The 11476-nt window shown below is 69.1% G+C and carries 8 protein-coding genes; 4 read left to right on the plus strand and 4 right to left on the minus strand.

Annotated features, from left to right (window positions below; all coding sequences use genetic code 11):
* Window positions 1–381 precede the first annotated feature (381 nt).
* A complete protein-coding gene (locus tag ACQF4J_RS45105; protein WP_351803348.1) occupies window positions 382–576 on the plus strand; it encodes a hypothetical protein in 195 nt (64 codons plus the stop codon).
* Between the two features lie 102 nt (window positions 577–678).
* On the opposite strand, the gene ACQF4J_RS45110 is transcribed toward ACQF4J_RS45105, so the two are convergent.
* Complete coding sequence (locus tag ACQF4J_RS45110) at window positions 679–1329, minus strand: helix-turn-helix domain-containing protein (RefSeq protein ID WP_427168431.1); 651 nt, start codon at window positions 1327–1329, stop codon at window positions 679–681.
* Between the two features lie 138 nt (window positions 1330–1467).
* Here ACQF4J_RS45110 and ACQF4J_RS45115 point away from each other — a divergent pair, with 138 nt between their 5' ends.
* Window positions 1468–2457, plus strand: coding sequence for an alpha/beta fold hydrolase (locus tag ACQF4J_RS45115; protein WP_427168432.1), 990 nt, complete (start codon window positions 1468–1470; stop codon window positions 2455–2457).
* Window positions 2458–2909: 452 nt separating this feature from the next.
* On the opposite strand, the gene ACQF4J_RS45120 is transcribed toward ACQF4J_RS45115, so the two are convergent.
* On the minus strand, window positions 2910–4157 hold the full coding sequence (locus tag ACQF4J_RS45120) for a metallophosphoesterase (RefSeq protein ID WP_427168433.1): 1248 nt from the start codon (window positions 4155–4157) through the stop codon (window positions 2910–2912).
* Between the two features lie 557 nt (window positions 4158–4714).
* Between ACQF4J_RS45120 and ACQF4J_RS45125 the strand changes: the two genes are divergently transcribed.
* Window positions 4715–5548, plus strand: coding sequence for a PIG-L family deacetylase (locus ACQF4J_RS45125; RefSeq protein ID WP_427168434.1), 834 nt, complete (start codon window positions 4715–4717; stop codon window positions 5546–5548).
* A 576-nt stretch (window positions 5549–6124) separates the two neighbouring features.
* Here ACQF4J_RS45125 and ACQF4J_RS45130 read toward each other — a convergent pair.
* Window positions 6125–6556, minus strand: a complete 432-nt coding sequence (locus tag ACQF4J_RS45130) for a DUF4240 domain-containing protein (RefSeq protein ID WP_427168435.1) — start codon at window positions 6554–6556, stop codon at window positions 6125–6127.
* 509 nt (window positions 6557–7065) lie between these two features.
* Entirely contained in the window at window positions 7066–9870 is a 2805-nt protein-coding gene (locus ACQF4J_RS45135) for a SpoIIE family protein phosphatase (protein WP_427168436.1), read from the minus strand.
* Between the two features lie 351 nt (window positions 9871–10221).
* Here ACQF4J_RS45135 and ACQF4J_RS45140 point away from each other — a divergent pair, with 351 nt between their 5' ends.
* Window positions 10222–11265, plus strand: a complete 1044-nt coding sequence (locus tag ACQF4J_RS45140) for a PP2C family protein-serine/threonine phosphatase (protein WP_351571472.1) — start codon at window positions 10222–10224, stop codon at window positions 11263–11265.
* Window positions 11266–11476: the final 211 nt, after the last annotated feature.

Raw genomic sequence — 11476 nt, forward strand, 5'->3', positions numbered from 1 at the left:
GCAACGACCGGCCCAGCGGCGCCGAGATCAGTGCACTCAGTGTGCTGGCGTGGATGACGGGACGACGTTGCGGCAGACCGCCCTGTGCTCAAAGTCGACGCCGCGGGCGGCTAACCGCAGGGCTGAACCCAGGACCCCTGGCAGCCGCCGCTCAAGTGCCGAAGCCGGGCAGATGATCGGCCGTCGAAGAAGTAGCCGTACACAGCAGGTTCGGCAGGGCTCGTGCAGCATTCCGCGCCATCGGTCTGCATGTACCGGAACCCTCGGTCTGGAGGCGTACTGACCGAGATGTGAGTTCCTCGGTCCAGCGGCTCAATCTGCGATGAGCCGGCCCGGGACGACAGACGTCAGATGCCATGAGCTGGCATACAGTCAGGCGTCATGACCTCGCTACAGCCCACGGATCCGCAAGCTGAGGCCGCCCAAGGCCGTATCGCCCTGTGGCTCGACCCGGCGGACCTGCGCTGGCTGGCGCGGCACTGCTGCTGCACCGACGACGCAACGGTCGAGGACAAGGACCGCTGCGGGCGCATCCGCTTCCGCGCAAGCACAGCGCTGCACAAACACCCCGAATGAGGACGGGCCGGCATCGACGCAGCTCGGACGACCTCGGCAGCAGAAGCTCATCCGTAGCCAGGCTCGCGCACCCTCCCGCCTTGTCGGAACGGGTTCCGGAGCCTACGGCTCGTCCTCGCGGAAGGACTGGCCACGATGCGGCTGGCGCATCCCGCGGCCAACGGCTGGAGGGGTGCGTGGCCGTAGGCGCTCGCCCTGGGGCCCGAACATGATCAGGTACTCAACAGGCCCGCTGGAGCCGGCGTTCACCACCCCGTGCGGGGTGCGGGTGTCGAACTCGGCGACGTCCCCGGCAGTCAGGACGAGATCTTGGTCGCCGAGGGCGAGACGTAGTCGCCCGTACAGGACGCACAGCCACTCGTAGCCCTCGTGGGAGACCTGCCGCGGTCGTGCGGGAGGACCCTCGTTGGGGGGCAGGATGTGCTTGTGGGCGTGCAGGCCGCCGACGTACGGGGTCAACGGCACCACCGCCTTGTCATCTCCGAAACTCAGTGGCGCCGTAGCGCGCGGCTCGGCCGCGGGGGCGGGCGCGGTGCCGGCGAGCTCGTCCAGGGAGACGCCGTACGCCTTCGACAGCTGCAGCAGCACCTCCAGGGTGGGCTTGCGCCGGCCGGTCTCGATCCGGGACAGCGTGCTGGTCGAGATGCCGGTCGCACAGCTGACACCGGCGAGTGTCGCGCCGTGGTGCTCGCGCGCGGTCCGCAACCGGGGCCCCATCGCGGCCACTGTGCCGGCCACGTCGTCGACTGCCACCTTTCCCGCTCCTTCTTGCCGTGCCCCACCGCCCTGTCCTGCAAGTTTGCCAGAATGGCAAGGGTGATCGCGCCGGGCGGGTGCGGGGCCGCATGATCGATGGGTAGCCGCCTCCGCCCGCGTTTTGAGGAGAAGCCCATGCAGCCCGAGCCGACCGCCGAGCTCCGCCACCGCACCGTCGAGGCCCCGGCCGGGCGCCTGCACGTGGTCGAGCAGGGCACCGGCCCGCTGGTCCTGCTCGTCCACGGCTTCCCCGAGTCCTGGTACTCCTGGCGCCGCCAGCTCCCGGCCCTCGCAGCGGCCGGCTACCGGGCGGTGGCGATCGACGTGCGAGGCTACGGTCGCTCCTCCAAGCCGGAGGCGATCGACGCCTACCGGATGCTCGACCTGGTGGAGGACAACGTCGCCGTCGTGCGCGCCCTCGGCGAGGAGAGCGCTGTGGTCGTCGGCCATGACTGGGGCGCCAACATCGCCGCCACTTCCGCCCTGCTGCGCCCCGAGGTCTTCCGCGCCGTCGGCCTGCTGAGTGTCCCCTACGCGCCGCCCGGCGGCCCGCGCCCGACCGACATCTTCGGCCAGATCGGCGGCGTGGAGCAGGAGTTCTACGTCTCCTACTTCCAGGAGCCCGGCCGCGCCGAGGCGGAGATCGAGCCCGACGTCCGGGGCTGGCTCGGGGGTTTCTATGCGGCCCTGTCCGCCGACACCATGCCAGACCAGAGCGAGTCCGACCCGCACTTCGTTTCCCGCGCCGGCGGTCGGATGCGTGACCGCTTCCCCACGGGGGTCCTACCGGGCTGGCTGAGCGAGGGCGACCTCGACGTCTACGCCGGGGAGTTTGAGCGCACCGGCCTGACCGGCGCCCTCAACCGCTACCGCAACATGGACCGGGACTGGGAAGACCTCGCCCCGCACCGCGGAGCGGCGATCAAGCAGCCGTCCCTGTTCATCGGCGGCGCCCTGGACGCCTCCACCACCTGGATGTCCGACGCCATCGACGCCTACCCCTCCACCCTCCCCGGCCTGTCGGGCGCACATCTCCTCGACGGCTGCGGCCACTGGGTCCAGCAGGAGCGCCCCGAGGAGGTCAACGGCCTGCTGACCGACTGGCTCGCCACCCTTGAGGGCTGAACCGGGCTGCTCGGTCGTCGACGCTGAACGCCACTCGAAGCCCGGCCAACTCAGCAGGGTCGGCGTGATCAATGTTCATGACGGTGGGGAGTCCGCTCTGGGCTGGGGGGCTGTCCCTGCCTTCGAGGCAGAGCACGGGATCGTGCTGCGTGCGTGCCTCGCTCTTCTTGGGGCCACCGGTCGATGCGGATCATCATTGACGTCGGGCCTGTCGGCGCGGTGCCCGCCGCCTTCAGCGCAGATGTGCACCTGCAGCCTTGCACGTCACCGACGCCTGTCGTGGCGCCGCAGGAGTGTTCGTTCAGCTTCCCGTGGCCGGCGAAGGCCTCCAGCAGTGGCTTGACGATCGGTCCCGTCATCGGCGGAGCCGACCAAGCGAGGGTCCTGATCTTGTCCTCGCTGAGACGAGCCTGGTCGTGTGTGGTCGTCGCACCCCTGGGCCGTGGACTGCTTCAAGTGGATGTGTCGGTCCGTCCGGTGCTGGGTGAGGTGGGCGTGTGTGGGGAGCGGAGGATGAGCAGGGTGATCTCGCTGGGAGCGAAGACGCGGAAGGGCGGCCCCCAGAAGCCGGTGCCGCGGCTGGTGTAGAGGAGGGTGCGGGTGCCGTGGCGGCTGAGGCCGGCGAGGGCGGGCTGGTCGAGTCGGACGAGGTGGTGGAAGGGCCAGATCTGGCCGCCGTGGGTGTGACCGGAGAGCTGGAGGTCGATGCCGTCGGCTGCTGCCCGGTCGACGAACTTGGGCTGGTGCGCCAGCAGCAGGACGGGCAGCTCGGGGTCGGCGCCGCTCAAGGCTCCGGCGAGGTGGGCCCGGTGGCCCGCCAGGCCGGAGGATTCGGCGGTGACGTCATCCACGCCGGCGACCACGAGGGTGTCGCCCCCGCGTTCGAGCAGCAGATGGCGGTTGCGCAGCGGTTCCCAGCCCAGCTCGTCCATCAGGTCGACCCAGCCCTGGGCTTCGCTGTAGTACTCGTGGTTGCCGGTGACGTACACACGGGCGCGGGTGGCCCGCACGGTCCCGAGTGGGGCGGCCTGGGCGCGGCGACGTTGAGCTGTGCCGTCGGCGATGTCGCCGGTGTGACACACCAGGTCGGCTTCCAGAGTGTTGACCCTCTCGCACACCCGTGCCGACCACCGGGCGCGATCGAGTGGGCCGTAGTGCGTGTCCGTGATGAGCACGACGCGGAGGCCGTCCAGACCGGCACCCAGCCGTGGGAGCTGCACGTCGAGTCGGCGCACGCGTGGGACACGGCGGGCCTCGGCGTAACCCCAGCCGATCATGATGGCGCTCACGCCTAGGACGGCCCAAGCGACGATGCGGGCCCGGTCCTGACTCCCGCCGACAGCGGCCACGGTCAGGGCGAGTCGCAACAGGACACCCAGCAGTACGGACCAGGTGAACAGAATCCAGCTGGTCCCCAGCAGGGTGTCACCGACGATCGCCGCCCGGTCCTGCTGGCGCCGGCCGTGACCGCGCGCCATCGCGAACGGCATACCCACGAGGCCGAAGGCGAACAGCGCGGTGCCCAGCAGCATGACGGGCAGCGACCAGCGCTGGCCCGTATACAGCAGCACCCAGCAGGGAACAGCCCACAGCAGGATGGGGGCGATCAGGGGGATGTAGCGGATCACTCGGTGCAGTCGGCTCCGCCGCGGTACTTGCGCTTCCCCCTCGGTGGTTCGGGTGCTGCTGGTGTCGGTCATGCTTCCCCTCTTCCACCAGGCTGGCGTCACGGGCACTGTATCCGGTTGCCCTTGGACGGACCGGATCATCGTCCATTGGGTGCCGGAACGGGTGCGCAGTGACCTGACGCCCGCCGGACCGCAACGACGCTCGCCGAAGTGGGGCGCTGTTCGAGCGCGGACTTTCGTTGACTGGCGAGGCCGGGACGATCACGGGTGTTCGTATGGCTGGAGCGGGCCGCTGGGAGGGGAGCACATTGCGCCGACGAGGTGCGGCGTCGTGATTCCGGATGCCGGATGGAAGCCGAATCCGACGCGGCGCCCAGACATGCAGGTCGCGCCTGTGCCTCGTTCGGTCGCGCTTGTGCCTCGGTCGGGTGGAAACGCCGACGCCTGGAAGGCCGAGCGGCCGTGTGGGGAACAGTCGGTCCGGCCGGCCGGTTGCATCGACCGAGGAACCGGTGCCGCACGGGCGGGGACCACGGGGTCGTCCGCCCCACCGTGGCCCGGACCTTCAGGACAGCGGCACGCCCCGCCGCGCACCTGGACCAAGACGTACTCCGCAGGAGGATTGATCGATGCCCAGTCGGCCTTTGACGCTCATGGCAGTACACGCCCACCCCGACGATGAGGCCACGGGAACCGGAGGGGTCCTGGCGCGGTACGCGGCGGAAGGGATCCGCACGGTTCTTGTGACGTGTACCGACGGCAGTTGCGGTGATGGACCTGGGGGTGTCAAGCCGGGCGCCCCCGGGCACGATCCGGCTGCGGTCGCCGAGATGCGCCGCAAAGAACTCGAAGCGAGCTGTGGGGTCCTGAAGGTCAGCGATCTGGAGATGTTGGACTACGCCGACTCCGGGATGGTGGGGTGGCCGAGCAACGACGCTCCGGGATCCTTCTGGCAGACCCCCGTGGCTGAGGGTGCGGTCCGACTTGCGGAACTTATGCGGCACTACCGACCTGATGTGGTCGTCACCTATGACGAGAACGGCTTTTATGGCCACCCCGACCACATTCAGGCCCACCGCATCACCATGGCGGCGCTGGAGATGTCCGGGCTGACGCCGAAGGTGTACTGGACCACCATGCCTCGCTCGATGATGCAGCGGTTCGGCGAGGTCATGCGCGAGTTCCAGGATGAGATGCCGGAGCCGGATCCGGCGGAGGCCGCCGCGCTGGCGGAGATCGGTCTCCCCGACGATGAGATCACCACGTGGGTGGACGCCACCGCGTTCAGCGGTCAGAAATTCGACGCGCTGGCTGCGCACGCCAGTCAGGGCGAGAACATCTTCTTCCTCAAGATGGGCAAGGAGAGGTTCGGTGAGTTGATGGGTATGGAGACCTTCGTTCGTGTCCAGGACGCCACCGGTGCGCCCACACCGGAGAACGATCTGTTCGCCGGACTGCGCTGATCCGCCCGTCTGATCGGCGGGCGGAGCATGCTGGCCAGTCGGCCGATGACGGGGAACTGGCCGTTCCGGCCCTGGTCGACCGGCCAGGGCCGGGATTGCCACCCCTGCACCGTCGCGTTCAAGGCGCGGCCGGTGAGCGCAAAGGTTGCTCCGGCGACTGGAGACCGGAGAAGCTGTGCCTACCAGTCGGCATCCTGCGAGGGGGACGCAATAGCGTGGTCCTGGTGCGGGGTTGAGGAGAAACCGTGGATCGGCTACGGATCGTGGGTCAGCGACCAAACTCCGGGGATGATTCCGCCGATTGGAACTGGGTGCACTTTGTGCAAGCCTGCTGACCTTAAGGTCAGCAGGCTTGCCTGCCCTAGTTGTGTGCCGTTCGACTGTTTGCTCGCGACGTGACAGCCCGGTACTGGGCGTTTTCGGCTCGGCCCCCAATCGGGTGAGGTTGGTTGTGTGGGCAACGCGCGAGGCTCCCGTGCCGTTGGGGGAGGCGTGTGAAGTCTCAACCCACTGGCGCAGGAGATGCGTTGGGTTTCTTGGACGCCGTTTCTCTTGGTGTAGTTGGGGCTGTTGGTGCTACTCGTCAGCCCATCCGGCGGTGTTCGAGTAGGACTCGTAGGAGTAGCGGGTGCTGCGATCCCACTCCTTACCCGTGATGCGCCTGAATGCCTGGTCTGGCACGTAGAGCAGGCTCTCTGCCCAGATGAGGTCTTCGGCGTACGGAGCAAACAGCTGCGGATCGCGGAGCACTGCTTCGTAGGTTTCGCGGCCGGCGGCCACAACGGCTGCGCGGGTGTAGAGGAAGCCGTCGCTCGACAGGTCGTGCCCGAACTCCTTGCGATCCAGTCGGTAGAGCGCCCATGACAGTTGCTCGGCGAAGCCGCTGACCGTCGCAAGTGTTCCAGCGGAGAGACGGTTTGTCAGTGCCGTGGCGAGTAGTTCGGCGTCCGGGTCGGACGTGGACGGTGTGCAGTCGTCGATAAGCTGCCAGAAGGTGTTCTCGTCCATGCGCAGAGCATGCCGGAGGGCTCTGACAGCGGCAGGACGGCGGTTGCCCACGGCCCCGCCGTCCGTGCCCTACCCCATCAGACGACGGTGGGAGATGAGAGCTGCGGAGTAGTCGCTTGTGCGCTTGAGGACCAGATGGTCCGGGTCCGGGTGGAGCTGTGGGACTCGATGCCGGACGCCCCCGGCGATGAGTTCCGCGGCATGGGTGAACCGACATCCGTGGGCTTCACCTCCGAACAGATCCAGTTGGTCAACCTGATGCGTGAGCCCGCCGGGGACGAGTACCAGTTGGCGGACATGGGCCGTATCAGGTGCGTGGGAGTGGGACCTCAGGAAGAGGATTGGGAAGAGGCTTCGAGGCATATCGGCTCTTCGAGCGCTTCGTGATCCAGTTGTGGCGTTAACATCGCCAACTTCCCCGCAAACATGCCTCGGCATCACTCCAATCGCCTGATTTCCTCCGGTTCGATCCAAATCGACAATCGTCCCGTGGCACCGGCACCTACTCCTCACATCAGGGGATCCCCGAACTGTTCGAGGAGAACGTCGACCGGCGTGTGGTCCGCGGGGCCGGACGCGCCGTCGTGCAGGATCTGCTCCGCCCAGATGACCTTGCCGTGGGACGTGTACCGCGTCCCCCACCGCTGTGCGAACTGCGCCACGAGGAACAGCCCTCGCCCGCCCTCGTCCGTGGTCGCCGCACGCCGCAGTCGCGGCGAGGTGCTGGAGCCGTCCGACACCTCACAGATCAGGGTGCGTCCATGCAGCAGGCGCACCTTCACGGGTGGCGATCCGTACCGGATCGCGTTCGTGACCAACTCGCTGAGGATCAACTCCGTGGTGAACGCGGTCTCCTCCAGCCCCCACCCGCTCAGAACTGTCCTGCACTCGGCCCGCACCGAGGGCACCACCGCCGTGTCCGAAGGCACATCCCACTCGGCCACCGACGAGGACGGGACCCGGCGGGTCCGCGCCGCCAGCAGTGCGATGTCGTCCGAGAGCCGGGCCGGCTTCAACGCCCCGATCACCGCCCGGCATGTCTCCTCCGGAGTGCGCTCCCCGGCCCCGGCCCCGCCCAGCGCCCGGCGCAGCGCGCCGAGACCGGCGTCGATGTCGCGGGCGGAGTTCTTGACCAGCCCGTCGGTGTACAGGATCAGCTGGGAACCCTCCGCCAGGTGCACGTCGGCGGCTTCGAAGGGGTAGCCCCCGAGGCCGAACGGGGGCGAGGCCGGCACCTCGGGGCAGAAGACCGTCCCGTCCGGGTTCACCACCACGGGGCCGGGATGCCCGGCACGGGCCATCGAGCAGATCCCCGTCACCGGGTCGTAGATCGCATACAGGCACGTCGCTCCGGTCACCCCCACCCCATCCTGGTCGTCGGGAGTACTGCCGGAGTCGTCCTCGTCGTCCAGGCGGATGACCAGATCGTCCAGCTTCCCGAGGACTTCGTCGACGGGGAGGTCCAGCGTGGCGAAGTTGTGTACAGCGGTGCGCAGTCGCCCCATCGTCGCCGAGGCGTGCAGACCCTGGCCGACGACGTCGCCCATCACCAGCGCCACACGTCCGCCCGGCAGCGGAATGACGTCGAACCAGTCCCCGCCCACTCCCGCCTCCGACGGCAGGTACCGCCAGGCCACTTCCAGGGCGTCCTGTTCCGGCTGGCCCCGCGGCAGCAGACTGCGCTGCAGCGTCACCGTCATCGCGTGTTCGCGGGTGAACCTCCGGGCGTTGTCGATGGCCACCGCCGCCCGCGCGCCCAGCTCTTCCGCGAACGCCACGTCCTCCGGCTCGAACGCGGGTGAGCCCTCCGTCCGGTAGAAGTGCGCGAGACCCAGGGGCACCCCCCGCGCCCGCAGCGGCATGGTCACCAGGGAGTGCAGCCCGAGCTCCAGCGCCTTTCGAGCACGCTCCGGATCCTGTTCCTGCCAGCTCTGGGCCTGCCGCAGGTCCGCTTCCAGGACACCCCGGCTCTGTTCCAGCGCGAGCATCTGCGGAGTCTCCGGCGAGAACGTGATCACTTCGCCCAGCCGGTACACCGGCAGCATCCGCTGATCTCCGCTGATCGCGGTCCGCCGCAGACGGCGCCAGCCCTCCGTCGTCGGCTCCGAGCCGCGCACCACCGACTCCAGCAGATCCACCGCGACGACGTCGGCGAACCGGGGCACCGCCACGTCGGCCAGTTCCTGGGCCGTGCGCTCCACATCCAGCGTGGTCCCGATGCGCATCCCCGCCTCGTACAGCAGCTTCAGCTGCCCCAGCGCCACCTCGGCCCGACCCGACACCACCGCCAGCTCCGTGGTGTCCCGCAACGTCACCACGCTGCCCGCATGGCCGGCCTCCGGGAACGTAGGCCGCTTGTTCACCGCCAGCAACCGGTCGTTCGCGAGGTACACCTCGTCGGTGACCTTCTCCGGGGATGCGAGAAGGCGCGCCATCTGCTCGGGAAGCCCCAGCTCCCGCACGTGCCGCCCCTGTGCGTCCGCCGGCAGACCCAGCAGCCGCTTCGCCTCGTCGTTGGCCAGCAGCAGCCGTCGGTCCTCGTCGGTGATCAGCACCCCCTCCCGCACCGCGTGCAGCACGGCCTGGTGATGCTCGTACAGCCGCCCCAGCTCCGCAGGGGCCAGCCCGTGGGTCTGGCGCAGCAGTCGCCGGGACACTGCGGTCGTCCCCGCCGCGGCCAACACCAGCATGATCGCGCCGACACCCAGGACGATCGGCAGCTGCGGCATCCACAGTCGCGCCACGTTCGTGACGGTGATCCCGGCGGAAACCAGGCCGACGATCCGGCCGCGCGCGTCGGTCACCGGGACGACCGCCTGGATGGCCGTCCCCTTGCCCGCCGGCAGAGGCGGACCGCCCGCCTGCTCGACGACGGTACGGCCGTGGAGCGCCGGCTCGATGGTGCCGACGAATTTCTTCCCGATCTCCGCGGGGTAGGGATACGTGTACCGGATTCCGTCCGTGCTCATGACGACGATGAAGTCCATGCCCGACCGCTTGCGCGCCTGCTCGGCTCGCGGTTGCAGCACGGCGGTGGGGTCCGGGCTGCGCAGCGCCAGGCTCACACCGGGGGCGCTGGCGAACGTCTGGGCGGCCACCACCGACTCCCGACGCCCCTGCCGCACTGCGTCGCGCGCCGCCTGCAGCATGATGCTCGCCACCGCGGCCACCACCAGCAGCACCACGATCACGCTCTGGACGAGGAACACCTGCCCCGCCGCGGTGCGCGGGCTCAGTACGGACAGGCGCCGAGTCCGTCGGCCACCGGCGGGCGGAGGACGTGAGGTCCGCAATCGGCTGAGATATCCCTCCATACACCCTTGATAACACCGCTGCGCAGACCTGGTATGACTCACGACGCCTGTCCGGAGAGGGCGACCCGCGGCGGGACAAGCAACCGGAGGGCTGTGACTGGGGACGGCCCGGGCGGCGCGCTGGGTGAGGGGTGCCGGCGACCGCGCGCCGGGTCCGGCGCGCGCCGTCCGTGGGCCGGATGGCGACGCATCCTGCCGCACGTGTCTGACCATCCAGCATCAGCCGCGTCTTCCATCCGAGGCTGATGCCTGCTTCCTATCGTTATGATGCACTTTGTGATCGGGACTGGGCGGCCCTGGCGTCGGCATCCTCTCCGCGGCGGCCGGTGGGAAGCGGCCACGCTGTCACCGGTGATCCTCACCGGCCTCATCGCCGTTCTGGCGTTCTCCACGCCACGGCAAATCGCCATCAGCCGCCTCCTTCCCACCGCTCCCGCCCTCGCCGCCGCCATGTGGCCCGTGCTTCCCACGCTCCTGCTCGGTCTGTTCTGCCTCCTGGTCATGATCGGCCTCAGCTTCGTCTACACCGACCTGGGTACGCCCTACACGTCGGCAGCCATCATCGCGGTCACCCTGGCGGCCGCCTACGCCAGCCATGTCCGGCTGCAGCGCGAGGAGACGCTGTTCCACGTCCGGCTTGTCGCCGAGGCCGCTCAGGAGGTGCTGCTGCGCCCTCTGCCGCGCTGCATGAACAACATCGAGATCGAGGCCCTGTACCTGGCGGCCCAGGAGGAGGCCCGGATCGGTGGCGACTTCTACGAGGCGGCCGACACGCCGTACGGGATCCGGCTGCTCATCGGCGACGTGCGCGGAAAGGGCCTGTCCGCGGTCGGAGCGGCCTCCGCGCTGATCAGCTGCTTCAGGGAGGCCGCGTACGACGAGCCCGATCTGAGCGGCATCATTCATCGCCTGGAGGTCACCATCACTCGTCACAGTGCCGCGTTCCCCGTTCCGGACCGGTCGGAGCACTTCGCCACCGCCCTCATCACCGAAATCCCCCAGGACGGCGGTCAGGTCAGACTCCTCAGCTGCGGGCACCCCCCACCCCTGCTCGTCCACCAGGGCAAGGCCCGGCTGCTGGAGGCCACCACCCCCTCGCCGCCACTCAACCTGACGACGCTCGTCGGCGAGCACCACCGCGTGGACACCTTCGACTTCACCCCCGGTGACCAGCTGCTCCTGTACACCGACGGGGTAACGGAGGCCCGGGACCGCACCGGCACGTTCTTCCCTCTGTCGGACTGGACGCAGCTGCAGGGCCGGACGCTGCCCCGCGAGCTGCTCGACCGGCTTCACGCGGCCCTGCTCCACTACTGCGGGGGAAAGCTCGACGACGACGTCGCCGCCGTTGTCGTGCGCTGCCCGGACGCCTGGGCCAGGGAGTACCGCCTGTAGCCATGGCCGGGGCCGCGAACCGGCCTGCGAGGGCGAGGGTGACGCATTGCTGCGAGAGACAACGGCTGCCGGGCTCTGTGAAGCGCAGGCCAGGCAGCGGGGTAGCTCCCCGGTCAATCGACGGTCGGGGAGTGAGAAGGGTGGTCCTGTCGCCGTGGGGGAGTTGCGTTACGGTCGTACGCCTGCGGCCGGTGAAAGACCATGCTCTCGT

The organism is Streptomyces sp. C1-1, from assembly GCF_050214755.1.
Taxonomy (GTDB): domain Bacteria; phylum Actinomycetota; class Actinomycetes; order Streptomycetales; family Streptomycetaceae; genus Streptomyces.

Bases quoted from the DNA above. Each gene is read 5' to 3' on its own strand.
- ACQF4J_RS45105 (WP_351803348.1), top strand. From the start codon at position 382: ATGACCTCGCTACAGCCCACGGATCCGCAAGCTGAGGCCGCCCAAGGC.
- ACQF4J_RS45115 (WP_427168432.1), top strand. From the start codon at position 1,468: ATGCAGCCCGAGCCGACCGCCGAGCTCCGCCACCGCACCGTCGAGGCC.
- ACQF4J_RS45120 (WP_427168433.1), bottom strand. From the start codon at position 4,157: ATGACCGACACCAGCAGCACCCGAACCACCGAGGGGGAAGCGCAAGTA.
- ACQF4J_RS45125 (WP_427168434.1), top strand. From the start codon at position 4,715: ATGCCCAGTCGGCCTTTGACGCTCATGGCAGTACACGCCCACCCCGAC.
- ACQF4J_RS45130 (WP_427168435.1), bottom strand. From the start codon at position 6,556: ATGGACGAGAACACCTTCTGGCAGCTTATCGACGACTGCACACCGTCC.
- ACQF4J_RS45135 (WP_427168436.1), bottom strand. From the start codon at position 9,870: ATGGAGGGATATCTCAGCCGATTGCGGACCTCACGTCCTCCGCCCGCC.